Source organism: Klebsiella sp. R390, assembly GCF_051131745.1.
Classification (GTDB): Bacteria; Pseudomonadota; Gammaproteobacteria; order Enterobacterales; family Enterobacteriaceae; genus Klebsiella.
This window is the reverse complement of record NZ_CP180445.1, coordinates 4,618,606-4,641,516: the sequence shown is the minus strand read 5'-3', so window position 1 is coordinate 4,641,516 and position 22,911 is coordinate 4,618,606. Positions and strand designations below refer to the sequence as shown.

25 protein-coding genes, 3 tRNA genes and 1 pseudogene are annotated in these 22,911 nt (G+C 52.8%); 10 read left to right on the top strand and 19 right to left on the bottom strand.

Annotation, left to right across the window (positions count from 1 at the left end; genetic code table 11):
* Positions 1 to 132: 132 nt before the first annotated feature.
* Both ACMYSP_RS21705 and ACMYSP_RS21700 read left to right on the top strand, forming a co-directional pair.
* A complete protein-coding gene (locus tag ACMYSP_RS21705) occupies positions 133 to 636 on the top strand; it encodes a non-heme ferritin-like protein (protein ID WP_434584089.1) in 504 nt (167 codons plus the stop codon).
* A 368-nt stretch (positions 637 to 1,004) separates the two neighbouring features.
* Positions 1,005 to 2,516: an MFS transporter gene (locus ACMYSP_RS21700; protein ID WP_434587239.1), complete on the top strand. Its 1,512-nt coding sequence runs from the start codon at positions 1,005 to 1,007 to the stop codon at positions 2,514 to 2,516.
* 43 nt (positions 2,517 to 2,559) lie between these two features.
* Here the strand turns inward: ACMYSP_RS21700 and ACMYSP_RS21695 are convergent, their stop codons facing one another.
* Together ACMYSP_RS21695 and azuC are read right to left on the bottom strand one after the other, a co-directional pair.
* A complete protein-coding gene (locus ACMYSP_RS21695) occupies positions 2,560 to 2,811 on the bottom strand; it encodes a DUF2766 family protein (protein ID WP_004864113.1) in 252 nt (83 codons plus the stop codon).
* A gap of 79 nt (positions 2,812 to 2,890) precedes the next feature.
* On the bottom strand, positions 2,891 to 2,974 hold the full coding sequence (azuC, locus tag ACMYSP_RS21690; RefSeq protein WP_015583995.1) for a stress response protein AzuC: 84 nt from the start codon (positions 2,972 to 2,974) through the stop codon (positions 2,891 to 2,893).
* Positions 2,975 to 3,177: 203 nt separating this feature from the next.
* On the opposite strand from azuC, the gene ACMYSP_RS21685 reads away from it, so the two are divergent.
* Positions 3,178 to 4,602 (top strand): MFS transporter, encoded by a 1,425-nt coding sequence (locus ACMYSP_RS21685; protein ID WP_123754935.1) that lies wholly within the window; start codon positions 3,178 to 3,180, stop codon positions 4,600 to 4,602.
* 51 nt (positions 4,603 to 4,653) lie between these two features.
* Here ACMYSP_RS21685 and ACMYSP_RS21680 read toward each other — a convergent pair whose 3' ends face one another.
* Positions 4,654 to 5,292, bottom strand: coding sequence for an RpiB/LacA/LacB family sugar-phosphate isomerase (locus tag ACMYSP_RS21680; protein WP_123754936.1), 639 nt, complete (start codon positions 5,290 to 5,292; stop codon positions 4,654 to 4,656).
* A 267-nt stretch (positions 5,293 to 5,559) separates the two neighbouring features.
* On the opposite strand from ACMYSP_RS21680, the pseudogene ACMYSP_RS21675 reads away from it, so the two are divergent.
* Positions 5,560 to 5,662 (top strand): annotated as a pseudogene (locus ACMYSP_RS21675) (hypothetical protein); the annotation flags it as partial.
* Between the two features lie 64 nt (positions 5,663 to 5,726).
* Positions 5,727 to 6,224, top strand: a complete 498-nt coding sequence (ftnA, locus tag ACMYSP_RS21670) for a non-heme ferritin (RefSeq protein WP_123754937.1) — start codon at positions 5,727 to 5,729, stop codon at positions 6,222 to 6,224.
* A gap of 35 nt (positions 6,225 to 6,259) precedes the next feature.
* On the opposite strand, the gene ACMYSP_RS21665 is transcribed toward ftnA, so the two are convergent.
* Positions 6,260 to 6,499: a YecH family metal-binding protein gene (locus ACMYSP_RS21665; RefSeq protein WP_434584088.1), complete on the bottom strand. Its 240-nt coding sequence runs from the start codon at positions 6,497 to 6,499 to the stop codon at positions 6,260 to 6,262.
* A 194-nt stretch (positions 6,500 to 6,693) separates the two neighbouring features.
* Between ACMYSP_RS21665 and tyrP the strand changes: the two genes are divergently transcribed.
* A complete protein-coding gene (gene tyrP / locus ACMYSP_RS21660) occupies positions 6,694 to 7,905 on the top strand; it encodes a tyrosine transporter TyrP (RefSeq protein WP_434584087.1) in 1,212 nt (403 codons plus the stop codon).
* Between the two features lie 25 nt (positions 7,906 to 7,930).
* Here tyrP and ACMYSP_RS21655 read toward each other — a convergent pair whose 3' ends face one another.
* The 8 genes from ACMYSP_RS21655 to uvrY all read right to left on the bottom strand — a co-directional run bounded on the left by ACMYSP_RS21655 (position 7,931) and on the right by uvrY (position 13,089).
* Entirely contained in the window at positions 7,931 to 8,599 is a 669-nt protein-coding gene (locus tag ACMYSP_RS21655; protein ID WP_434584086.1) for a YecA family protein, read from the bottom strand.
* 87 nt (positions 8,600 to 8,686) lie between these two features.
* Positions 8,687 to 9,262 carry a DUF805 domain-containing protein gene (locus tag ACMYSP_RS21650; protein WP_434584084.1) on the bottom strand — a complete coding sequence of 192 codons (576 nt, stop codon included), beginning with the start codon at positions 9,260 to 9,262 and terminating at the stop codon, positions 8,687 to 8,689.
* Between the two features lie 297 nt (positions 9,263 to 9,559).
* Positions 9,560 to 9,645, bottom strand: a tRNA-Leu gene (locus ACMYSP_RS21645).
* 13 nt (positions 9,646 to 9,658) lie between these two features.
* Positions 9,659 to 9,732 (bottom strand) — tRNA-Cys (locus tag ACMYSP_RS21640).
* Between the two features lie 38 nt (positions 9,733 to 9,770).
* A tRNA-Gly gene (locus ACMYSP_RS21635) sits at positions 9,771 to 9,846 on the bottom strand.
* 151 nt (positions 9,847 to 9,997) lie between these two features.
* Positions 9,998 to 10,546 carry a CDP-diacylglycerol--glycerol-3-phosphate 3-phosphatidyltransferase gene (pgsA, locus tag ACMYSP_RS21630; protein ID WP_123754940.1) on the bottom strand — a complete coding sequence of 183 codons (549 nt, stop codon included), beginning with the start codon at positions 10,544 to 10,546 and terminating at the stop codon, positions 9,998 to 10,000.
* A 57-nt stretch (positions 10,547 to 10,603) separates the two neighbouring features.
* Positions 10,604 to 12,436, bottom strand: a complete 1,833-nt coding sequence (uvrC, locus tag ACMYSP_RS21625; RefSeq protein WP_434584083.1) for an excinuclease ABC subunit UvrC — start codon at positions 12,434 to 12,436, stop codon at positions 10,604 to 10,606.
* Positions 12,433 to 13,089, bottom strand: coding sequence for a UvrY/SirA/GacA family response regulator transcription factor (gene uvrY, locus ACMYSP_RS21620; protein WP_434584082.1), 657 nt, complete (start codon positions 13,087 to 13,089; stop codon positions 12,433 to 12,435). Before uvrY ends, uvrC begins: the two co-directional genes overlap by 4 nt.
* Positions 13,090 to 13,552: 463 nt before the next feature.
* Between uvrY and ACMYSP_RS21615 the strand changes: the two genes are divergently transcribed.
* On the top strand, positions 13,553 to 13,777 hold the full coding sequence (locus tag ACMYSP_RS21615; protein ID WP_004864152.1) for a DUF2594 family protein: 225 nt from the start codon (positions 13,553 to 13,555) through the stop codon (positions 13,775 to 13,777).
* A gap of 69 nt (positions 13,778 to 13,846) precedes the next feature.
* Here the strand turns inward: ACMYSP_RS21615 and sdiA are convergent, their stop codons facing one another.
* Positions 13,847 to 14,569: a transcriptional regulator SdiA gene (gene sdiA / locus ACMYSP_RS21610; protein WP_434587236.1), complete on the bottom strand. Its 723-nt coding sequence runs from the start codon at positions 14,567 to 14,569 to the stop codon at positions 13,847 to 13,849.
* Positions 14,570 to 14,714: 145 nt separating this feature from the next.
* On the opposite strand from sdiA, the gene ACMYSP_RS21605 reads away from it, so the two are divergent.
* Positions 14,715 to 16,076, top strand: coding sequence for a CoA transferase (locus tag ACMYSP_RS21605; protein WP_434584081.1), 1,362 nt, complete (start codon positions 14,715 to 14,717; stop codon positions 16,074 to 16,076).
* Here the strand turns inward: ACMYSP_RS21605 and tcyN are convergent, their stop codons facing one another.
* The 4 genes from tcyN to tcyJ all read right to left on the bottom strand — a co-directional run bounded on the left by tcyN (position 16,077) and on the right by tcyJ (position 19,391).
* Positions 16,077 to 16,829 carry an L-cystine ABC transporter ATP-binding protein TcyN gene (gene tcyN, locus ACMYSP_RS21600; protein WP_434584080.1) on the bottom strand — a complete coding sequence of 251 codons (753 nt, stop codon included), beginning with the start codon at positions 16,827 to 16,829 and terminating at the stop codon, positions 16,077 to 16,079.
* A complete protein-coding gene (tcyL, locus tag ACMYSP_RS21595; protein WP_434584079.1) occupies positions 16,826 to 17,494 on the bottom strand; it encodes a cystine ABC transporter permease in 669 nt (222 codons plus the stop codon). The genes tcyN and tcyL overlap by 4 nt, the downstream gene beginning before the upstream one ends.
* Positions 17,495 to 17,509: 15 nt before the next feature.
* A complete protein-coding gene (gene dcyD / locus ACMYSP_RS21590) occupies positions 17,510 to 18,496 on the bottom strand; it encodes a D-cysteine desulfhydrase (RefSeq protein WP_434584078.1) in 987 nt (328 codons plus the stop codon).
* Between the two features lie 94 nt (positions 18,497 to 18,590).
* Entirely contained in the window at positions 18,591 to 19,391 is an 801-nt protein-coding gene (gene tcyJ / locus ACMYSP_RS21585; protein ID WP_434584077.1) for a cystine ABC transporter substrate-binding protein, read from the bottom strand.
* Between the two features lie 198 nt (positions 19,392 to 19,589).
* Between tcyJ and amyA the strand changes: the two genes are divergently transcribed.
* Entirely contained in the window at positions 19,590 to 21,077 is a 1,488-nt protein-coding gene (gene amyA / locus ACMYSP_RS21580; RefSeq protein WP_434584076.1) for an alpha-amylase, read from the top strand.
* 47 nt (positions 21,078 to 21,124) lie between these two features.
* Here amyA and yedD read toward each other — a convergent pair whose 3' ends face one another.
* Positions 21,125 to 21,553: a lipoprotein YedD gene (yedD, locus tag ACMYSP_RS21575; protein WP_434584075.1), complete on the bottom strand. Its 429-nt coding sequence runs from the start codon at positions 21,551 to 21,553 to the stop codon at positions 21,125 to 21,127.
* 401 nt (positions 21,554 to 21,954) lie between these two features.
* Between yedD and rcsA the strand changes: the two genes are divergently transcribed.
* Positions 21,955 to 22,590 carry a transcriptional regulator RcsA gene (rcsA, locus tag ACMYSP_RS21570; RefSeq protein ID WP_434584074.1) on the top strand — a complete coding sequence of 212 codons (636 nt, stop codon included), beginning with the start codon at positions 21,955 to 21,957 and terminating at the stop codon, positions 22,588 to 22,590.
* A gap of 55 nt (positions 22,591 to 22,645) precedes the next feature.
* On the opposite strand, the gene dsrB is transcribed toward rcsA, so the two are convergent.
* Positions 22,646 to 22,834 carry a protein DsrB gene (gene dsrB / locus ACMYSP_RS21565; RefSeq protein ID WP_123754951.1) on the bottom strand — a complete coding sequence of 63 codons (189 nt, stop codon included), beginning with the start codon at positions 22,832 to 22,834 and terminating at the stop codon, positions 22,646 to 22,648.
* Positions 22,835 to 22,911 lie beyond the last annotated feature (77 nt).

The following is a 22,911-nucleotide window of genomic DNA, read 5'->3' as shown; positions in this document are numbered from 1 at the left end:
TCGATGGCACAGGGAAAGGCAAATTAATTTTTTGCTAATAATGTGGCACGCAATGAGTCTTGCATGCGGATGCTTACGGATGAGGGCTCTCGACGTGCGAATGATACCTCCAGCTTAAATAAGGATATTTTTATGGTTGTTCCTGGAATGGCTCAAAAACTCAATCATCAGATGAACCTCGAGTTCCACGCGTCAAATTTATATCTGCATCTCAGTGAATGGTGTGAACAGCAGCGTCTGAGCGGCACCGCCACCTTTTTACGCTCCCGGGCGCAGTCCCGGGTAACGCAGATGATGCGCGTATTCGATTTTATGAAAACTGGAGGCAGCTGGCCGATTGTCAAAAGCAAAAGCTGCTATCGTCATGACTGCGATTCTCTCGAAGAGCTTTTTACCGCTACGCTTGCCGATCACCAGCAGCGTAGCAACATGCTCTCCGGGCTAGCCGAAGAGGCCAAAGCCCACAGCGATGACACCACCTGGCGTTTCCTGACTCAGTTAGAGAAAGAACAGCGCCAGGATGGCATCCTGCTGCAAAGCGTGCTGGAAAAAGTCCGTCACGCCGATAAAGCCGGCCTGTGTATGCAACAGACCGATCGCCAGTTGCTAAGCCTGGTCACGCCTCGCCCGAACTAAGGCCTGGCGGCAGGCACCACATTAACCGTTCCCTCAGCGAAAGGGATTGCAGGGGGAACGGCTACGCGGGCCACGCCACAGCGCTGCAGCTAACCGCCATGCACTCACGCTTCCCCTCTCGATTTCTCTGAAACATCATTTTCGGCGCTTCGGCGCCGTTTTTTATTCCAGAAAAGCATTAAAAACTTTTAAGCAGATCTCATTACGGCCTGGCCGAATATCGCAGGCGGTAATTAGTGACGGCGATCACTTTTTAACATTCCCCATAAGAATATAAAAACAGCGTTTCAAAAATTTAAAACACGGAGTTTATATTAATGGCAAGAGATACGGTTTCAACCTCACAAGCGTTGCAGGGAAGACCGATTTTGTTACGCCATCAGCTAGCCTACGGCGGCGGTAACTTACTGGGGAGTGGCGCACTGGCAATCAGCGGCGCCTGGCTATTGTATTTCTATACGACGTTCTGCGGCCTGACGCTGATCGAGGCAGCATTTATCTTTTCCGTCGCCAGCATTATTGACGCGATTAGTAACCCGCTGATGGGTTACCTTACTGATAATTTTGGTAAAACACGGCTTGGCAAACGCTTCGGGCGGCGGCGTTTCTTTTTGTTGATTGGTATTCCACTGATGATGTTCTACCCGCTGCTGTGGGTTGAAGGCCTCAGCTTCTGGTACTACCTGTGCACTTACGTCATCTTCGAAATCATTTATACATCAGTTATGGTGCCTTACGAAACATTAGCCACAGAAATGACTGATGATTTCGCATTACGCTCAAAACTTACCGGTTATAAAGCGATTTTCGGTAAGCTGGCCAACTTCCTGGCGGCCTTTATTCCAGGCCAGTTTATCCTTCTGTACGGCAAAGATTCAGCCACTCCATTCTTCCTCACCGGGGTGACCTATGGCCTGATTTTGATTATTGCCATCTCCTGCTTGTGGTTCTGTAGCTGGGAGCGTCCGCGTGAAGAGGACCATGCGGTTAACAAGAAAAAAAGCCTGTTGACGACGCTATCGACGCTGGCAAAAGATATGATTTCCACTTTTTATCTGCGGGTATTCCGTAAACACCTCGGCATGTATCTCTGTGGTTTCGGCGCAGAATGGCTGTTTGCCTCGATCTTTACCTACTTCGTGATCTTCGTGCTGCAGCACGATCCGGCGATGGTTGCCGGGCTGAACAGCCTGAACTCCATCCTGCAGCTGATCTCCACCGCGTTGTTTATCGGCCTGTGTGTGAAAAAGGGGTTCAGCAAGCCCTACATCCTGGCGCTGAGCATCGTGATTTTCTCCGTGTTGCTCTACACCTCGCTGTGGTTCTTCCACCTGCCGTCCCACCTGGCGACCATTTTGATGTTCGGGATCACCGTGCTGTTTGGCCTCGGTACCGGCGGCGTGTACTACATTCCGTGGACCGTCTATACCTTCCTCGCCGACGTCGATGAGATCTATACCGGCCGTCGTCGCGAAGGGATTTACGCCGGTGCCATGACCTTCTCCGGTAAAATTTTGCGTTCGATTATCGTTTTCACCATGGGCGCTATTCTCAGCTACTACGGGTTCCAGTCCAAAGCGCATACGCAGCCTGAAAGCGCGGTGACTGCGATTGCCGTGGTCTTCTGTAGTGGCGTGATTCTGCTGGCGCTGGCGGCGATTGTCTTCAGCAAGCAGATGAAGCTGGATCGCAAAGCGCACCTGATAGTGTTGCAGGAAGTGGCGCGAATTAAGGCTGGCGGCAAGATTAGCGATATTCCGTCCGACGTGCGCATCGTGGTGGAAGGGTTAGTCGGCCATCGTTATGAAGAGTGCTGGGGTAACAGTAAGCTGTTCAGAGATGAGCAAGCGACCCAGATCACTCCGGTTGCTTCTCATTAATCGGTGTTAACGCCCCGCCAGGATTCTGGCGGGGCGTCTGCTTTTAGTGCGCTTCTCCCTGCGGCGTAAATTTCAGCTCGATCAGGGCAATGGCCTTTTGTACCGCACGCAGCGTTACCGGATCGGCGGAGGCTGGATGGCTGGCGAAATCGATGGCTTTCAGCTGCGTGGTCATCTTCTCGCGCACTTCAACAGGGGCGATAACATCAATGACGTCGAGAATCTGTTTGATAACTAGCTGGCAGGCGACAACGTCAGATACCAGTTCGTCTTGTTCAGTGAGGTGTTGAGACATTTATTACTCCTATTTCGAGGAGCGTAATAGTAACCTAAATTCCGAGAGATAAAAAAACCTGCCGCAGCAGGTTTTTTTATCAGAACATACCGGCAGGCGGTACATCTTTGAAGGTTTTGCAATATTGTTCGAACATGCTCTTCAGGATTTTGCGCAACTTCATGGAGTGACTCCGTTATTTTGTTATGCAGGTGTTACTGTCTATAGGGCTATAATATGACTTGCGTCACATAAATCAATAGAAATTTGCTACAAATCACATTTTTTTTACAAGTATAATTTAAAAAATAAACAAAATGAGGAAGGTACGCGTAACGCGTCTGGGGCGTACTTCGCGGCTGACCTCACATTGCTATGGCAGACACAATGAGTACAGATATCTCTTCACGGGAAGACCGCGCCTTCTCCGCCCCCGCGTTGCTGGTCGCCGGGGCCTTTTTCATGGAGTTTCTCGATGGTACGGTGATCGCCACCGCATTACCGGATATGGCGAAGGATTTTGGCGTCGCGGCGGTGGACCTCAATATCGGTATCAGCGCCTACCTGATTACCCTGGCGGTATTGATCCCGGCCAGTGGCTGGATTGCCGACCGCTTTGGTGCCCGAAAAATCTTCACCCTCGCGCTGGCGATATTTACCCTGGCCTCGGTTTTTTGCGGCTTTTCCACTAACGTCGACAGCTTTGTCGCCATGCGTGTTCTTCAGGGCATGGGCGGCGCGCTGATGGTTCCCGTTGGCCGGCTGGCGGTGTTGCGCACCACGCCAAAGGATCAGTTGATCAAAGCGATTGCCACCCTGACCTGGCCCGCGCTGGTCGCCCCGATCATCGGCCCACCGCTGGGTGGCTTTATCACCAGCTATGCCAGCTGGCACTGGATATTCTTTATTAATGTCCCCCTCGGCTTGATCGCCATCGCGCTGTCGCTGCGCATTATTCCGAATATCCGGGAAGAGGAACGGCGTCCCTTCGACCTTCCCGGCTTCCTGGCGACCTCGGTAGCGATGGTCAGCCTGGTGAGCGCGATGGAGTTGCTCGGCGATACTCAGCCTCAGGGTTGGGCCACCCTCGCTCTGCTGGGATTGGGGATCGCCTGCATGCTGTTTTCGCTGCGCCATTTCCGCCGCGCGGCCTGGCCGATGGTGCGCCTGGACGCGCTGCAGATCCCAACCTTCCGGGTCACCATGTATGGCGGATCGCTGTTCCGCGCCTCAATCAGCGCCGTCCCCTTCCTGCTGCCGCTGCTGTTTCAGGTCGGTTTTGGCATGGATCCCTTCCACTCCGGGCTGCTGGTGTTGGCGGTGTTCGTCGGCAACTTCACGATCAAACCGGCCACTACGCCGCTGATTCGCTGGCTGGGCTTTCGTCGTCTGCTGTTGATCAACGGTGCGTTAAACGTGCTGTCGTTGCTGGCCTGTGCGTTCTTAACCCCAGAAACGCCGGTATGGTTGATTTGCCTGATCCTGTACCTCGGTGGCGTATTTCGTTCGATCCAGTTCACCGGCGTCAGCACGCTGGCCTTCGCCGATGTACCGTCGCCACAGATGAGCTACGCCAACACCCTGTTCAGTACCGCTTCGCAGCTGGCCGTCGGTTTAGGGATCACCCTCGGTGCCATCGGGATACGCATCGGGGAAAAAGCCAGCGAATGGTTGAACCTGACCAGCGTGCCGGGAGTGAGCTTCCGCCTCTCTTTCGTGTTTATTGCGCTGATTTGTCTGGTGGGAATGGTTGATAGTCTGCGCCTGACCAAAGATGCCGGCAGCAGCGTCTCGAAGAAGCAGAAGAGATAAAACAGAAAGGGCCAGCAGCTGCTGGCCCTCTTTATACTCGAGTAAACCCGATTAGCCGACGATCTGACGCACGAAGGCTTCGATCTCTTTGTCCTGGCAGTTTTCAAAGAAGCACTGCTGGAAGCGTGGGCCGGAGACCGCCGTTTTGACCAGTTCCGGGTCGATAGCGCGCAGGGTGTCCAGATAGTTCTCTTTCACCACGGCAGCTTTAACGGTGTTCAGAATACCGGCGTTGCGTACCTGCGGCTCTTTACGCTCCGGCGGGTAACCTTCACCTTTACGGCCGGTGAAGGCTTTTTCAAAGATAAAGCGTACGTTCAGTTCGGCGCCCCAGCCAAAACCTTTGGCGAAAGGCAGAGACAGCGCGTTACCGTTATTGATCTGAGCAAACAGGAAGGCATCAGCAGGATCAATACAGTAGCCGCACACAACACCTGGGTGGATGTTCAGAGACATCAGCGCGCCCTGTCCGGTACCACAACCGGTGACAACGAAGTCCACCGCTTTCGAGTTCAACAGAATGCTGGCCATGATGCCCAGGTGGATATAGGTCAGATGATGGTCTTGCTCATCGCTCATCCCGACGTTGTATACCGGGAAACCTTTTTCATCAGCAACGGCGTTTAACTCGTTGAGGATGGTGGCGTTTTTGCTGGCCTGGCTGTTTTCCATCATCAATGCGATTTTCATGCTTTACTCTCCTGAATGCTGCGCGGGTACTCCCGCAGTAGTTCGTTAGCGTTGTGAAAGACTCTACTACTTAACAAACGCACTTTCAAATTTTATGAAAAGTTGTTTTATAAATTACGTAGTGCTTCACATTTTTGCCTTCCTGTTGCCGCTAACGCCCCGCCCTTCCCCGAGAGCTCTTGCAGGATCCACAAACGAAAACTCACACACTGTGACGGTGAATGGCCGATCACTTGCACTGTATTACTGCCAATAGCAGATAATTAAAATATTAAACCAAAACCATTCTCATTTATTATTAAATTGCCAATGCGTTTTATTCCCATTATCATTTTTAATAAATACATTTTTTAATTTACTTTTTGCAAATAAATTAATAACAAATTATAGTAACCGCACAATAATCTTTAGCCTTTATTTTCGGAGCACACGCTATGCTGAAAACAGAAATGATCGATAAACTGAATGAGCAGATGAACCTCGAGCTTTATTCTTCTCTGCTGTATCAGCAAATGAGCGCATGGTGCAGCTACCACAGCTTTGAAGGTGCGGCCGCATTCCTCCGCCGTCATGCGCAGGAAGAGATGACCCATATGCAGCGCCTGTTTGATTACCTGACCGACACCGGCAGCCTGCCTTGCATCAACACCATTGCATCACCGTTTGCCGAGTACGCATCGCTGGACGATCTGTTCCGTGTCACCTACGAACACGAGCAGCTGATCACACAGAAAATTAATGAACTGGCCCATGCAGCAATGACCAATCAGGATTATCCGACCTTTAATTTCCTGCAGTGGTATGTTGCTGAGCAGCACGAAGAAGAGAAATTATTTAAATCTGTTATTGATAAACTTACCCTCGCCGGTAAAAGCGGCGAAGGTCTGTACTTTATTGATAAAGAGCTGGCTACGCTCGACACCCAGAATTAATTATCACGGCGGCGAGGCAGCGCTTCGCCGCCCTGTTAATGACGGCAGATTTTACTTTCCCGGGTATTAAAGCCCGACTCTTCAGCAATAAATTTCCCTTTTTTCTGCAGAAAAGCCACCAGCTCCGCCGCGCTTAAATTTTGTGCCGAACAGGTATGAAAACGAGCATCGGCGCCAAAACGCGCGCAAATTGCCGCTTCAAGAGTGTCGGTAGTGTAATGCTCCCCTGAAGCAAGCATCATCTGCAGCACTTCATGACCATGAATCGATGACATAACCCCTCCTGTAAAACGCACAGCATAGCCGGACCAACCGGTGGACATGTTGCGCCAGCGCAGTCTTCAGGCAATCACTTGATCATGTAAACTTGTGATTACAGGCACTGTAACCCTCATTTGACGAACGTGCCGATTTCACATACTCTGCGCGGCATATTTTATTGCTTATTCCTTCATGGATAGAGAAAAACGTGAAGAACCGCACTCTTGGTAGTATTTTAATCGTCGCCGGCACCACCATCGGCGCAGGGATGTTGGCGATGCCGCTGGCTTCAGCGGGCGTGGGTTTTGGGGTCACGTTCTGCCTGCTGATCTCACTGTGGGCATTGATGTGTTACACCGCGTTGCTGTTGCTGGAAGTCTATCAGCACGTACCGGCGGATATGGGGCTCGGTTCGCTGGCCGCACGTTACCTCGGTCGTTACGGACAGTGGATGACCGGTCTTTGCATGTTGTTCCTGATGTACGCGCTCACCGCCGCCTATATCAGCGGCGCGGGCGAGCTGCTGGCATCCAGCCTTAACCAATGGCTGGGCTGGACTCTTCCTCCGGCGGGTGGCGTATTGCTGTTTACCGCCGCGGGCGGAACGATTGTCTGCCTGGGCACCTCGTTGGTCGACCTGTTTAACCGCTTTCTGTTCAGCGCCAAGATTATTTTCCTCGCCATTATGCTGGCACTGCTGTTACCGCATATTCACCAGATCAATTTGCTGACCTTACCGCTCCAGCAAGGCCTTGCGCTGTCAGCGATACCGGTGATTTTTACCTCTTTCGGTTTTCACGGTAGCGTGCCGAGCATTGTCAGTTATCTCAACGGCGATATTCGTAAGCTGCGCCGGGTATTTATCATCGGTAGTTTTATCCCGCTGGTGGCCTATATTTTCTGGCAACTGGCGACGCTCGGCAGCATTGATTCCCCCGCCTTTACAGCGCTACTGGCGAAGAATGCTGGCCTGAACGGGCTGTTAGAAGCGGTGCGTGAAGTGGTCGCTTCACCACACGTCGAACTGGCGGTACATTTGTTTGCTGACCTGGCCCTGGCGACGTCATTCCTCGGCGTGGCGCTCGGTCTGTTTGATTATCTGGCGGACCTGTTCCAGCGCAAAAACACCCCCGCCGGTCGTCTGCAAAGCGGTGCGCTGACCTTTCTGCCGCCGCTGGCCTTTGCCCTGTTCTATCCGCGTGGGTTTGTCATGGCGTTAGGTTATGCCGGCGTCGCGCTGGCGGTACTGGCGCTGATACTGCCGTCGCTGCTGGTGATGAAGAGCCGTCAGCAGCATCCACAGGCCGCGTGGCGGGTCGCCGGAGGTGGGCTGGCGCTGTGGTTAGTGCTGTTGTGTGGTGTCGCAGTGATTGCGATTCAGTTCAGCATCGTCGCCGGGTTGCTCCCGGCGGTGGGATAAAAAAAGGGGCCTGATGGCCCCTTTTTTATTTGGCTAAGCAACACTGCTTATATTTTTTACCGCTGCCGCACGGGCACGGGTCGTTACGCCCGATTTTGGCCTCATTTCTGATGGGCTGCGCCACTGCTTCTGGCTCGGCATGTTCTGTCCAGTAGTGATACAGAGAGAGCGCTGCCGGGGTAATGTTGTCTACGCTGGCGATAAACTCATCAACTGAGAGCCCTTCAACCGCCGTAAACTGCGCTTCTGTGCCGTGCAGGGCGATGCAGTCCAGCGCCGCCTGCTGCTCTTCCGGCAATGCAGACCAGTCGCTAAGCCCCACGCCGCGCATATAACCGAAGCACCACTCTTCAACGATAGTCAGCTCCTGCCCTTCTTCTTCACGGGTGCCGAACAGCGGTTCGAACTGGTCAGGATACTCCTCCAGGCGCTCGGCAATATCGCTCATATGCTGCAGCGTGAGGTTCACAAAGTGGTCACGCTCGCGATCGTTTGCCCAGCGCGGCACGTTGTCTGCGCCGCCCCAGATAGCCAGCAGCCACTGCGCAGGCTCAATCTCTTTCGGGCCGGAGAGAATGGCCGTCAACAGACCGTCAAGCTCTGAGACATCAAGGATGGCACCATCGGTGGCGTATTTCGACAGGATATCGTCCAGCCATTCAAGTTCGTTTTCGTTCAGGGGTCCGGTTTTCATCAACAGGCTCGTCATGGTAGAAAATGGCGCATACAGTAGCGGAAATGCCGGGAGAAAACCACCCGGCAGCGAGCTTAGTCAGGGTGATTAGATATCTTTAATGATGCTGGCACGCATTGTTTCGTATTCGCTCTCATTAATCGTGCCGTCTTCAAACATTTTCTTCGCCTGCGCGAGACGCTCTCTGACGTCTTCCGCAGAAGAGTGTACGGCACCCAGCTGACCAGCAGGCGGACTGTTATCATCGTCCTGCTGTTCATCGCCATAGCGGTTGGTGCCGGCGGTGCCACGAGCAAACAGCAGCCAAATGGACATTACCAGCACCGCAATACCGCCCAGCCCGGTGAACCAAAGCCAGCCAGCCGCTTCGCCGTCCTCAACGGTAGCCACGATACCGATAAAGCCAATCAGCAAGATGAGATAGGGAGAAAGCAGCCACCATCCGGATTTGTTCAGATCATGCAGGCGACGGACCGCCACCGAGATACCGGGGATTATAATGAGCAGACCAAATAACCCACCAATGACGGGGATCAGCCCCAGAACAATAGACAGCACAAAGTTGGCGACGGTGAAAACCACATATTCCTGGCGCGCTGACCGGCCGCGAAAAGTGGCATATTTACGGAAACAATTACCGTAGCTTTCGAACAATGTAGCCATAAGATCCCTCATTTAAATTGTTTTTATTGTCGTACTGACATTCTGTTCCCAAAGGATAATGCCCGGCATGCCGGCGCGTTATTTTAGCGCAGTTTGCTAATAATGTGAGCCGCAGAAAATGGAACAATCCTGACAAGCATGACGAGTCGACAAGCGGCGCCTGGCGGTATCTACTGAAGGTTTAAACAGGGTGAGCGAAGCGTCGTGAGGCCGCGCGGGAAAGGGACAAAAACAAAAAAACCACCCGTAGGTGGTTTCACGACACTGCTTATCATTGATTTTATTCTATAATCCCAATGGTACCCGGAACGAGACTTGAACTCGTACAGCCTATGGCCGAGGGATTTTAAATCCCTTGTGTCTACCGATTCCACCATCCGGGCTCGGGATGTAAATTGGAGGCGCGTTCCGGAGTCGAACCGGACTAGACGGATTTGCAATCCGCTACATAACCGCTTTGCTAACGCGCCTTTAAATCTGAACACCCGCAATTGCCGATGTTTTAAACTGGAGCGGGAAACGAGACTCGAACTCGCGACCCCGACCTTGGCAAGGTCGTGCTCTACCAACTGAGCTATTCCCGCAATATCAAGCTAATTTGCTAATCACTTGATTTTGTTATCGTCTGGCAAGCTGTGCTGCCGTTCGATGCGATGCATTCTACTTACCTGGCGAAATGAGTCAACGATATTTTTTAAATCATTGTGTCGTTTGCTGAAAATTACGCCGAAACGATCACTGATCAAGCAAATCTCCGCGCGCAGCGTTCAAATACTGCAGCATAGACCACAGCGTCAGCACCGCCGCCACGAGAAACAGCCCAATACCGGCCCACTCGACCCACATATTTGGCCGCCACAGCATCCACACCAGCGCCGTCATCTGCGCGGTCGTTTTCACTTTGCCGATCCAGGACACGGCCACGCTGCTGCGTTTACCCAGTTCCGCCATCCACTCACGCAGTGCAGAAATAATAATCTCTCGCGCGATCATCGTAGCCGCCGGCAAGGTCACCCACCAGGTGTGGTAATGCTCAACCACCAGCACCATCGCAATCGCCACCATGACTTTATCGGCAACCGGATCGAGGAAAGCGCCGAAACGCGTGCTCTGATTCCAACGACGCGCCAGAAAACCGTCAAACCAGTCGGTCACCGCCGCAACGAAAAAGATCAGTGCGCAGGCAAACGGCGCCCAGGCAAAGGGGAGATAAAACGCCAGCACGAAGAACGGAATCAGGACGACGCGAAACAGAGTCAGCAATGTAGGGATATTAAATTGCATAGTAACGGGTAACTATTTGTTAGAAGTAAAAATTAGCCCTATGTTGCTACAGAGCCCCTAATGTTTCAACGAGTAGAAGATCTTTTCTGCCAGACCGTGAGATATACCCGGTACTTTAGCAATCTCCTCGACGCTTGCTTGCTGCAACCCCTGCAGACCCCCCATGTACTTCAGTAGCATCTGACGGCGTTTTGGCCCCACACCTTCGATGGTCTCCAGCGAACTGGTGCTTTTCACTTTTGCCCGTTTTTTGCGGTGTCCCGCAATGGCGTGGTCGTGCGATTCATCGCGAATATGTTGAATGACGTGCAACGCCGGCGAATCAGGTGACAGGCTAAATCCCTCACCCTCTGGTTCGAAGAATAGCGTTTCCAGCCCGGCCTTACGATCGCTACCTTTTGCCACACCTAATAATAGAGGATGATGCTTATCCCACGGCACCTCCAGTTCAGCAAAAACGCTCTTCGCCTGTCCGAGCTGGCCTTTGCCACCATCGATCAGGATAACATCCGGGATCTTGCCCTCTTCTATCGCCTTACCATAGCGACGGCGTAGCACCTGGTTCATCGCCGCATAATCGTCGCCCGGGGTGATCCCGGTGATATTGTAGCGCCGATATTCCGCACGCAGCGGCCCGTTGCTATCGAACACCACACAAGAAGCTACCGTCTGCTCGCCCATGGTGTGGCTGATATCGAAACACTCCATGCGCTTTACCGCTGGAAGTTTGAGCACGCTGGCGAGCGCCTGCAGACGTTGATGAATTGTCGACTGCTGTGACAATTTGGTGGTCAATGCCGTGGCGGCGTTAGTTCGTGCCAGCTTCAGATAGCGGGCGCGGTCGCCCCGCGGTTTGGTCTGGACGTTGACCCGACGCCCCGCCAGCTCAGAGAGAGAATCCGCCAGCAGAGTTTTATCGCCAAGCGCAAAGTCGAGCAGAATCTCCCCTGGCAAAGTCCGCATCTGGCTGCCTTGCAGATAGAACTGCCCGACGAAGGTTTCCACGACTTCGCCAAGTTCGGTCCCGCCGGGCACCTTAGGAAAATAGCTCCGGCTGCCCAGCACTTTGCCCTGGCGAATAAACAGCACGTGGACACAGGCCATGCCGGCTTCAAAGGATACGCCGATAACGTCGAGGTCATCACCGGTGTTAGAGACAAACTGCTTCTCGGTGACTCGTCGCACGGCCTGAATCTGATCGCGAATCCGCGCAGCTTCTTCGAACGCCAGCGACTGGCTGGCTTTTTCCATCCGGGCAATCAGTTGCGTCAGCACCTGATCGTCTTTACCCGCGAGGAACAGCCGCACATAGTCTACCTGCTGCGCGTACTCTTCTTCACTGACCAGTCCTGCGACACAGGGTCCAAGGCAGCGGCCAATCTGATACTGCAGACAGGGACGCGACCGGTTGCGGTAGACGCTGTTCTCACACTGGCGGACGGGGAAAATTTTTTGCAGCAGCGCGAGGGTTTCACGCACCGCATAGCCATTTGGGAAAGGACCGAAATATTCACCCCGGGCGTGTTTAGCGCCTCGGTGCATCACCAGACGTGGATGAGTATCACCACTGAGGAATATAAAAGGATAGGATTTATCATCACGCAGCAGCACGTTATAGCGCGGCTGATAGAGCTTGATGTAGTTGTGCTCTAGCAGCAGAGCTTCTGTTTCCGTATGGGTTACGGTTACATCGATTTGCGCGATCAGCGCAACCAACGCCTCGGTTTTACGCGAAGCTAGGTTGCTCCGAAAATAGCTGCTCAGCCGTTTTTTCAGATCTTTTGCTTTGCCAACATAAATGACGGTGCCGCCAGCATCATACATGCGGTAGACACCCGGCTGGCTGGTGACCGTCTTCAGGAAAGCTTTTGCGTCAAAAACATCACTCACTGACTTGCTAACGACTCCGCATTGCACAGGCCATGGCGAATTGCCAGGTGGGTCAGCTCGACGTCACCATGGATGTTTAATTTACTGAACATCCGATAACGGTAGCTGTTGACGGTTTTAGGACTCAGATTTAACTGCTCCGAAATCTCATTCACCTTCTGACCTTTAGTGATCATCAGCATAATCTGCAATTCACGTTCAGACAAACTGGCAAACGGCGATTCCGTTTTTTCCGGCTCAATCTGACTGAGTGCCATTTGCTGTGCGATATCAGAAGCAATATAGCGCTGACCGGAGGCGACACAACGAATGGCATTCACCACTTCCTGCGGCGCCGCACCTTTGCTGAGATAGCCTGCAGCACCAGCCTGCATCACTTTCGCTGGCAGCGGATTTTCAGTATGCACGGTGAGCATTATGACTTTGGTATCCACGATGGCGCGCGCAATTTTACGCGTGGCTTCGAGACCACCGATCCCCGGCATGTTCATGTCCATCAGGACAACATCAACGGAGTTGGCACGGCACCATTTTACGGCATCCTCGCCGCAACTCGCTTCACCGACAACCTTAATCCCTTTTATATCTTCCAGAATGCGTCGTATCCCTGCGCGCACTAGCTCGTGGTCATCAACAAGAAGGACGTTGATCAAAGGAATAATCTCCAGAATTAGGGACAACGCGACAGAAAACTTATCGCATACATATTACCGGGTTTTATCGTCACTTTAAAAGCCAAAAGAATGCCCGGCAGAAAGTTTCTTAACTCGTTCTGTCAATTTGTTTGCACAGTGATTGGAAACTTATACATAACAGTAAGTTGTATTACGCTTCAATTTTAACATTTACCCTACAAAACGGCGGCTGCGTCACGCCTGACACCACTGAAAAATAGGATGTTAAATATGTAACAATAATTATCGTTGAAAATGCTCTACGTCGTAATTAACGCTTTTTTTGCGAAAGAATACGTATTATTCAGTCAATTAAATGAGCCAACAGCTCTGATGAGAGAACAGATATTACTCACTCATTTTTTTTCCGCCGCTTGTGGTATACTGCGCCGCCTTAACAGTTAGTATTGCGCAAAAGCGCCGATAGCAAACGAGGATATCGATGAGCACTCCAGATTTTTCCACTGCAGAAAATAATCAAGAACTGGCACAGGAAGTGACCTGCCTGAAAACGCTGCTGACGCTGATGCTCCAGGCAATGGGCCAGGCCGATGCTGGTCGTGTGATTATTAAAATGGAAAAACAGATCACGCAGATGGAAGACGAGGCTCAGGCTGCCGTATTCTCCAGCACCGTTAAGCAAATTAAACAAGCTTACCGCCAGTAACACCAAACCGGCTGTGAGTATCTCTGACAGCCGGTCCCCCACGTCTGACACGCAGAACAACCTACGGGCTCAAATTAAACCAGTCGCCACCGCATAACAGGCGATTTGCGTTTTATTTGGTGCGTTGAATTTGCGCTGCATATTCTTTTGATGAAAATTAACGGTGTTTTCCGAGATCGAGAGAATAATCGCCACTTCTGCAGATGTTTTCCCTTCCGCGGTCCATTTCAATATTTCCAGTTCACGCCGACTAAATTTCATTTCCGGCGGCATCACCATCGCATCTTCCAGACGCAATAGCGTCAACAGACTGAGTTCGATCAGCGTCCTCAGGCGCATCTCTTGCTCATCGTCAGGATAAGGTCCAGCCCCCTGCTGCTGACCTGAAACAGACAGGAAACCCTGGGCGTGATTCGGCAAGGTCAGACACTGCGTGACCCCTTTCAACAGCCCGTGATCGCGCGCGCCATTCCACAACTCCGGCGTATCCCGAAAGAGGCTATCATTCCATGGCAGGTGACCGCGCAGAAAATTCTCAGCTCGCAGGACCGGATCAATCGCGAAGAAATTCTCAGCCTGATAGTGCGACATCCACGCCTGCGGGTAGGTCGATTGCAGCGTAATTCTGGGCCGTGTAAAAGGCACGGGATGACGTACGCATAGCGCAAAATAGTCATATTCCAGGCCCTGAGTTTGGTGCTGCAGGAGATTATAAACCTCTTCTCCGCGCGAGAATGACTGGAATTGTTGCAGCATTTCCCGCCGCCAGCTGAAAAAATCATTGTCCCTCATAACCGAGCAAATAACCCCTAAGTAATAATCATTATTAGAAATACAGAAAACTAACACATAAATCTTATTTCTATGTATAAAATATCGTATACATCGCACTTATTAGATCGTTAGCGATACCATCCAGCGATTCCAGGAGAAGAGTATGTCGCCCCCACCCTCGCTACCGACGATATATTCGCGACTCTGGCGCGCCTTTAGTCACCAGCCAGCCCCCGAGATCGAATTTACCGCCTCCGGCGCATTGCCCTCCTGCTTTGCCGTTACCGATTTTGCTGCAGCCTCGCTGGCCGTCGTTGGCGGCCAACTCACTCAGCTAGTCAACACCGCACCGACGCCGAGTGTCGATCGCCGTCTCTCGGCGTTCTGGTTCAACCGTAGTCTCTATCCTGTCAACCGGACGCCTCAATCACTCTGGGATCCCCTGGCGGGAGACTACGCCACTCAGGATGGCTGGATTCGACTACACACTAACGCAGCCCACCACCGGCGGGCGATGGCGGCTGTTTTAGGTGAGCATGATACCCGTGATTCGCTGGCATTCCGGGTGCGTCAGTGGCGGGCAGAAATCCTGGAACAGGCGGTTGTCGATGCGGGGGGTTGTGCCGCCGCAATGCGTAGCGCCCGGCAGTGGCTGGCACACCCGCAAGGACAAGCAGTCTGCAGGGAACCGTTGCTGATTGAGGAGCACTTACCGTCCGTTTCTCCCGTCAGCTGGGCCCTGCCACCTGGCAGGCCTCTGCGCGGTCTACGGGTTCTTGATTTAACCCGTATTATTGCTGGCCCGGTCGCTACTCGTCTGCTGGCCGGGCTCGGTGCTGACGTCTTGCGAATCGATCCACCAGCGTGGCAAGAAGCCACGCTCGAAGAAGAAATTACCCTTGGAAAACGTTGCGCCAGTGTGGATGCAAAATCGCCAATTGGTAAGCAATGCTTAATTAATTTGCTCCATCAGGCCGATATCATCGTGCACGGCTATCGTGCCGACGCGCTGGATGCCCTGGGATTAGATAGCCAGATGCGAGCAAAAATTCGCCCGGGGCTGATCGATGTCTCGCTGAATGCCTGGGGATGGAGTGGACCGTGGCGCAACCGTCGTGGATTCGACAGCCTGGTACAGATGGCCTGCGGCATTGCTGCGGCCGGTCAGGACTGGCTCCAGGCAGATAAACCGGTGCCTCTGCCCGTGCAGGCGTTAGATCACGCCACCGGCTACTTGATGGCGGCGGCAGTGCTCAAAGGTGTTCACCGGCGCTCCGTTCTGGGAGAAGGTTATCGCGCCCGCCTGTCGTTAGCCCGGGTAGCAGCAGAGTTGATGCAGTGGCCAACACCGCAACAGGATGAGACTTTTTGCCCCCCGCGGCAGCCCGATTTTCAGCCAGCACTTGAGTGGTCAGCCTTCGGGCTGGGCCAACGTCTGCGCTTTCCGTTGCATCTGCCGGGAACACCGGTGGTATGGTCGCGACCGCCCGCGCCGCTGGGGACGGCCACACCAGGCTGGATCTAATTACTGCATCAAGAATTTTTCAAGGAACTGACGGGTGCGTGGCTGCTGAGGGTTGGCAAACAGCGTTTTTGCCGGGCCCTGCTCGATGATACGGCCCTGATCCATAAAGATGGCGCGATCGGCCACATCACGGGCGAAGCTCATTTCATGGGTCACGATGACCATCGTGCGCTTCTCCTGTGCCAGCTGGCGGATAGTATTCAAGACCTCGCCCACCAGCTCAGGATCCAGCGCGGAAGTCGGTTCATCAAAGAGGATCACGTCCGGGCGCATCGCCAGGGCGCGGGCAATCGCTACGCGCTGCTGCTGCCCACCAGAGAGGCGACGCGGGTAGCTGTTTTCTTTCCCCGTCAGCCCGACTTTTGCCAACAGACCCCGGGCGCGTTCAATCGATTCGTTTTTATCTTCACCCTTGACGATAACCGGCCCTTCGATGATGTTCTCCAGCACCGTGCGGTGAGGAAACAGATTGAAGTTCTGGAACACGAAACCCACATGCTGGCGCAGGCGGCGAATCAACCCTTTCTGCTGGCTAAGACTGCGCGCGGTATCAATGGTGACATCCCCCACGCGAATGGTTCCGCTTTCCGGCTGCTCCAGCAGATTAATACTGCGCAGCAGCGTCGTTTTACCGGAACCGCTGGGCCCAATAATGGCCACAACTTCCCCTTCCTGCACATTGAGGTCAATACCGTGCAGCACCGTCTGGCCATGGAATTTTTTCACCAGGTTTTTGACGTCAATGGCACTCATTTTGGATCACGCTCCTGGCGGTTCAGCTGGTTTTCAAAATAGTTTTGCAGCGAAGACAACACCGTTGCCATCACCCAGTAAATCAGCGATGCGGCAAGATACATGGTGAACACTTCCAGCGTACGTGACGTAATCAGCTGGGCCTGACGGAAAAGCTCAGGGACCTGAATTGTCGCCGCCAGCGAAGTATCCTTCACCAGGCTGATAAAACTGTTGGAGAGCGGCGGCAGCGCCACGCGCGCGGCCTGGGGCAAAATGGCCCGACGCAACGTTTGCCACGGTGTCATCCCGATACTGGCCGCCGCTTCCCACTGCCCTTTGTCGATAGAGGCGATCGCCGCACGCAGCGTTTCCGCCGCGTAGGCCGCGGTATTCAGCGACAGGCCAATCATGGCGGCCGGGATCGGATCCAGCTCAATACCAAACTGCGGCAGGCCGTAGTAGATCATAAACAGCTGGGCGATCAACGGTGTGCCGCGGAAAATAGAGATGTACATTCTCGCCAGCCATTTCACCGGCCACAGCGTCGACATGCGCATTAACGCGAGGACAAAGCCGAGTATCAGGCCAAAAATCATGCCGCCGATACTGAGCTGTAAGGTAAATACCGCGCCCTTTAACAGAAACGGCGCGGAATCGATAACCAGTTGGATACTCTCTTGCATTCTGTATGTTCTGCTTTAGATATGAGGATGATAGGCGAACAACGCCGGCGCTCCGCCAGTGTGAATAAATAAAATGGGCCCTTCATCCTTAAAGCGCTTCTGATTAATACCATCAATCAGGCCTGCCATCGCTTTGCCGGTATAAACAGGATCCAACAGAATACCTTCCAGCTGCGCCAGCAGCCGCACGGCTTCCATACCCTCGTCATTCGGCGTGCCGTAACCAGGGGCAAAATAGTCATCCCACAGCTGAATGTCCGCCTTGGCCTGCAGCTCAAGGCTGTTAGCAACCGCTTGCTGCAGCGCGACCACTTTCGGCAACTGGTCTGCAACCTTGCGGGAAACCGTCACCCCGATCAGCTCGGCGTCAGGCATCAGCTGTTCAAGGCCAACCGCCAGACCGGCATGAGTCCCCGCGCTGCCGGAGGCAACGACCACGGATGAAATCTCGACGGCCCCTTCGCACTGCTGAGCAATTTCCAGCGCGCTTTCCACATACCCCAACGCCCCAAGCGCATTAGACCCCCCCACCGGGATCACGTAGGGACGATAGCCCTGCGCTTCGATGCGGGTTGCTAGCTCCTCCAGTTGGGCATTCGGATCGGTCAACGCATCGCACATCTCGACCTGGGTGTTAAACAGATCCAGCAGCAGACGGTTACCGTTGGTCAGATAGTTCTCCGCACGGGTGCCGATTGGGTTTTCCAGCAACGCCACACAGTGCAGGCCCAGTTTTGCTGCCACCGCGGCGGTTTGTCGAACGTGGTTCGACTGAATCGCACCGGCGGTAATTAATGTATCAGCGCCTTCACGCAGCGCATCAGCCGCCAGAAACTCCAGCTTACGCAGTTTGTTGCCACCCATGGCGAGCGGGGTTACGTCGTCACGTTTGATAAAAATTTCGCGCCCCAGATGGTCTGACAAGCGCGGCAGATATTCCAGTGGCGTCGGTGCGCCGATCAGTTCCAGGCGCGGGAAGCGCGTTAAATTTTGCAGTGACATGGTACCTCCAGACTCAGTTATCTTTATTATGCACGTACTGGCGGACGAAATAAAAAAAGGCGCTATCAGAAGCGCCTTTTTTCACCGCCGACCGTTAGTGTGTCACGTCAGCGCCAAACCATTTTTCAGACAGCGCTTTCAGGCTGCCATCTTTCTGCATCTCTGCAATCGCGCCATCAACCGCCTTCAGCAGGTCTTCATTGCCTTTACGCAGCGCCACGCCAGACTCCTGACGGGAGAACGCTTCGCCGGTGACCGCAAGAGTGTTACCGGTTTTCTTCACCAGATCCAGCGCAGCCAGACGGTCAACCAGAATCGCGTCAATACGTCCTACGCGCAGATCCTGGTATTTCGTCGGGTCATCATCATAAGTACGAATATCTACGCCCTGTACATTCTGGCGCAGCCACTCTTCATAGTTCGTGCCCAGACCCACGCCGACTTTTTTACCTTTCAGGTCAGCCGCGGTTTTAATAATGCCTTCATTGCCTTTTTTCACCAGCGCCTGAATACCGGATACGGTATACGGGGTAGAGAAGTCATATTTTTTCTTACGCTGGTCAGAAATCGTCACCTGGTTGATGACGACATCGATACGTTTAGAATCGAGGGACGCCAACATACCGTCCCATTTGGTCGGTTTCAGGTCAGCCTTCACGCCCAGATGTTTTGCCAGTTCATTGGCAAATTCGACTTCGAACCCGGTCAGTTTACCGTCGTCACCCTGATAGCTGAACGGCGGATAGGTCCCTTCCAGGCCAACACGCAGCGTACCGCGCTCTTTAATCTGACCCAGCAGATTTTCTGCTGCGAACGTTTTGGTGCTGACGCCTGCCATCAAGACTACGGCCATGGCGCCCATCAGCGCCTGACGACCCAGAAGTGCTAATTTCATAGATACCCCTAACAGTGATATTTTCCTGTAGTGTAAGGCGTTTAGCAGCACGTACCAACACCTATACGCTACATCTTATTCCGAATTATTATAAACGTTACCATTTAGGACATAGCGAAAACTCGCGAAAATTCATCGGATTTGCTGGAGATATCTCATACTGCAATGGTCAGCTTGATGACGTCTGGAGCACGGAAGATGAAAAACCCCACGTTATTGCAGTGCTTTCACTGGTATTACCCCACCGGCGGTGAGCTGTGGCGCGAGGTCGAAGCCCTGGCACCGAACCTCAACGAGATTGGTATTAACATGATTTGGCTGCCGCCGGCCTACAAAGGCGCCTCCGGCGGCTACTCCGTCGGCTATGACAGTTACGATCTGTTTGATCTGGGCGAATTCGACCAAAAAGGATCTGTGGCGACCAAATATGGCGATAAAGCGCAGTTGCTGGCCGCCATCGCGGCGCTGCGACAGCATGATATCGCCGTACTGCTGGATGTGGTGCTCAACCACAAAATGGGGGCCGATGAGAAACAGCACATTCGTGTGCAGCGCGTGGATGAACAAGATCGGACGCAGATTGCTGATGAAGTTATCGAATGCGAGGCCTGGACGCGCTACACCTTCCCTGCCCGGGCCGGGAAGTATTCGCAATTCATTTGGGATTACACCTGTTTTAGCGGTGTCGACCACATTGAAAATCCCGATGAGGACGGCGTTTTTAAAATCGTTAACGACTATACCGGCGACGGCTGGAGCGATCAGGTCGATGACGAAATGGGTAATTTTGACTACCTGATGGGCGAGAATATCGACTTTCGTAACCATGCGGTCGCCGAAGAGCTGAAGTACTGGGCCCGCTGGGTGATGGCAGAAACCGGCTGCGACGGTTTCCGCCTTGATGCGGTGAAACATATCCCCGCGTGGTTTTACAAAGCGTGGATCGAACACATCCAGGAAGTGGCGACCACCCCGCTGTTTATCGTGGCCGAATACTGGTCGCACGAAGTCGATAAGCTCCAGCAGTACATCGCGATGGTCGACGGCAAAACGATGCTGTTTGACGCCCCACTACAGATGAAGTTTCACGAAGCCTCCCGCCAGGGGCGCGACTACGATATGAGCCAGATTTTCAGCGGTACGTTGGTCGAAGCAGACCCATTTCATGCCATCACTCTGGTGACCAATCATGACACCCAGCCGCTGCAGGCGCTGGAGGCACCGGTGGAACCGTGGTTTAAGCCGCTGGCCTATGCGTTGATCCTGCTGCGTGAGAACGGCGTGCCCTCGGTCTTTTATGCCGATCTGTTCGGCGCTATCTATGAAGATACCGGCGGAGACGGGCAAACGTATCGCATTGAGATGCCGGTTATCGAACAGTTGCATGAGCTGATTGATGCCCGCCAACGCTTTGCCCACGGGGTACAGACACTGTGGTTCGATCACCCGAATTGCATTGCGTTTAGCCGCAGCGGTACCGAAGAAGATCCGGGCTGCGTTGTGGTGCTATCGAATGGTGATGACGGGGAAAAGTCGCTGGAGCTAGGCGTAAATTATGGCAACAAACGCTGGAAAGACTTCCTTGGTAACCGTCAGGAGGTGATTGAAACCGACGAAAACGGCTGCGGCACGTTTATTTGTAACGGCGGCAGCGTCAGCGTTTGGGTGATGGAAGAGGTGTTATAGGCACTGATAAGCGTGCGGGCTGAGGAGCGTCGCAGCCCGCCGGTTTCTTAGTGCCCACTCGAAGTAGCAGTTTGCGCCGCAGAAGCTTTTTTCCACGCCTGCTCACACTCAGTCGTTAAGCGATCGACGCGAACCAGGGTCATCCGGTCGTACTGCAGCGTATTCCCCGAACGTTCGATCGGGTAGATATCCAGCGCGGAGGTAACGTTGTAGGTCTGAGCGTCACGTTGCATTAATTTACCCGGCGTCGCAATCACACGTTGCCATTGGCGGCAATCAAGGGTATCGCCATTTTTGGTCACAATCAGGCTGGCAATGGCATCCGGGCTCATCATTTCACTCTGTGGGCCTTTTGATTGCCAGTAACCTTCCAACCCGGCAGGCGCTGGCGCTTTGACCACGTCACTGTAATTATCAACCTGAACACATCCTGCCAGAGTCAACAACGCACCAGCAATCACTAACTTTTTCATCATTCATCCCAAAAACCGATAAAAAAGTATTGTGGCATTAAAGCGTTAAGCCCGCCACCCCTGTGGCAGGTCTGCATCGACCAGGCAGAGAACGTCAAAGAGCCGAAATAGCGGCAATATAACGATCATTATTTGCGCAATTAACATAAGGAAATTCTCAAAATACAACACTCATCGTATGACAGATATACCTGGAATTGAGAGTATTGTTGTTAATTCCCTCACATAACCGCAGGCTGACTTTACTTTGAGAATATTCCAGGCAAATTATGAGAGATATTGAGAAATAGTTTAGACTATCTGATGGTTCCAACGCTGAACCGGATTTATTACCAGGTAAATGGATTTCATCGCGCTTGTCGGCGAGGGATAAATTATCGTTACGTGTTGAATGAGGATGGGTCATGTCAACGATTATCATGGATTTGTGTAGCTTTACCCGACTGGGATTATTCGGGTATCTGACAAGCAGGGGAATAAAACGGCGTGATATTGCTGAAGTGCATAGCGTAGCTGGACTGGCAACACTCTGTGATCAAACGTCGCCAGCGGTGGCGTTCCTCAATGAGGATTGCTTTATTCATAAAGCGGAGAGCAACCAGCTTATCCGTCAGGTCATTACCGAGCATCCCGGGACGCTATTTGTTATCTTCATGTCGCTGGCGAATATTCACTTTGATCGCTATCTGCTGGTGCGCAAAAATTTACTGGTTTGCTCTAAATCAATCACCCCAAAAGACCTTGATGAAATTCTGGGTAATCGTTTGAAATACGATAATTACAACGCTGCGCGGATAAATATACCCACACTATCGTTAAGTCCTACTGAATCGAATATGCTGCAAATGTGGATGGCCGGTTATGGCACAGAGCAAATTTCGACGCAGATGAACATTAAGGCCAAGACGGTCTCCTCACATAAGGGAAATATTAAGAGGAAAATCCAGACCCATAATAAACAGGTGATTTATCACATCGTCCGGTTGGCAGAAAACATTACCACAGGACTCTATACCCCCTCTCGCGGAGATCGTTGTTAAGGCCAGCATAGTGGAATAACTGGCGGCAATTACCGCCAGCTTATGGTTTGTCGGGCTAGTCATCCATCTCGACAAAGATGCCGTCTGCATGCCCTATCTCATTGAAAAACCAGATCCCTAACGGATAATCTTCCAGCGATACCAGATACATGGTCCCTTCGTTAAACGACTCTATTGCCAGAACAACGCCCGATCGACGTGGGCCACCGTCGGTCTTCACCGTGACACGATCGTTCACCTGCATAGCATATCTCCTCTATTTTTGAGCCAGTGTAGAACAAAAAGGCCCACTACGCAGCGCCTCACACGGTGACTGGCGTT

What these genes read in the sequence shown, in the direction of transcription:
- ftnA (WP_123754937.1), top strand. Translation starts at nt 5,727, where the DNA reads ATGCTGAAAACAGAAATGATCGATAAACTGAATGAGCAGATGAACCTC.
- ACMYSP_RS21705 (WP_434584089.1), top strand. Translation starts at nt 133, where the DNA reads ATGGTTGTTCCTGGAATGGCTCAAAAACTCAATCATCAGATGAACCTC.
- dsrB (WP_123754951.1), bottom strand. Translation starts at nt 22,834, where the DNA reads ATGCAGGTGAACGATCGTGTCACGGTGAAGACCGACGGTGGCCCACGT.
- rcsA (WP_434584074.1), top strand. Translation starts at nt 21,955, where the DNA reads ATGTCAACGATTATCATGGATTTGTGTAGCTTTACCCGACTGGGATTA.
- sdiA (WP_434587236.1), bottom strand. Translation starts at nt 14,569, where the DNA reads ATGAGGGACAATGATTTTTTCAGCTGGCGGCGGGAAATGCTGCAACAA.
- dcyD (WP_434584078.1), bottom strand. Translation starts at nt 18,496, where the DNA reads ATGTCACTGCAAAATTTAACGCGCTTCCCGCGCCTGGAACTGATCGGC.
- ACMYSP_RS21665 (WP_434584088.1), bottom strand. Translation starts at nt 6,499, where the DNA reads ATGTCATCGATTCATGGTCATGAAGTGCTGCAGATGATGCTTGCTTCA.
- yedD (WP_434584075.1), bottom strand. Translation starts at nt 21,553, where the DNA reads ATGATGAAAAAGTTAGTGATTGCTGGTGCGTTGTTGACTCTGGCAGGA.
- ACMYSP_RS21605 (WP_434584081.1), top strand. Translation starts at nt 14,715, where the DNA reads ATGTCGCCCCCACCCTCGCTACCGACGATATATTCGCGACTCTGGCGC.
- ACMYSP_RS21680 (WP_123754936.1), bottom strand. Translation starts at nt 5,292, where the DNA reads ATGAAAATCGCATTGATGATGGAAAACAGCCAGGCCAGCAAAAACGCC.
- amyA (WP_434584076.1), top strand. Translation starts at nt 19,590, where the DNA reads ATGAAAAACCCCACGTTATTGCAGTGCTTTCACTGGTATTACCCCACC.
- azuC (WP_015583995.1), bottom strand. Translation starts at nt 2,974, where the DNA reads ATGAAGTTGCGCAAAATCCTGAAGAGCATGTTCGAACAATATTGCAAA.
- ACMYSP_RS21655 (WP_434584086.1), bottom strand. Translation starts at nt 8,599, where the DNA reads ATGAAAACCGGACCCCTGAACGAAAACGAACTTGAATGGCTGGACGAT.
- ACMYSP_RS21695 (WP_004864113.1), bottom strand. Translation starts at nt 2,811, where the DNA reads ATGTCTCAACACCTCACTGAACAAGACGAACTGGTATCTGACGTTGTC.
- ACMYSP_RS21650 (WP_434584084.1), bottom strand. Translation starts at nt 9,262, where the DNA reads ATGGCTACATTGTTCGAAAGCTACGGTAATTGTTTCCGTAAATATGCC.
- tcyL (WP_434584079.1), bottom strand. Translation starts at nt 17,494, where the DNA reads ATGCAAGAGAGTATCCAACTGGTTATCGATTCCGCGCCGTTTCTGTTA.
- pgsA (WP_123754940.1), bottom strand. Translation starts at nt 10,546, where the DNA reads ATGCAATTTAATATCCCTACATTGCTGACTCTGTTTCGCGTCGTCCTG.
- tcyJ (WP_434584077.1), bottom strand. Translation starts at nt 19,391, where the DNA reads ATGAAATTAGCACTTCTGGGTCGTCAGGCGCTGATGGGCGCCATGGCC.
- ACMYSP_RS21615 (WP_004864152.1), top strand. Translation starts at nt 13,553, where the DNA reads ATGAGCACTCCAGATTTTTCCACTGCAGAAAATAATCAAGAACTGGCA.
- tcyN (WP_434584080.1), bottom strand. Translation starts at nt 16,829, where the DNA reads ATGAGTGCCATTGACGTCAAAAACCTGGTGAAAAAATTCCATGGCCAG.
- ACMYSP_RS21685 (WP_123754935.1), top strand. Translation starts at nt 3,178, where the DNA reads ATGAGTACAGATATCTCTTCACGGGAAGACCGCGCCTTCTCCGCCCCC.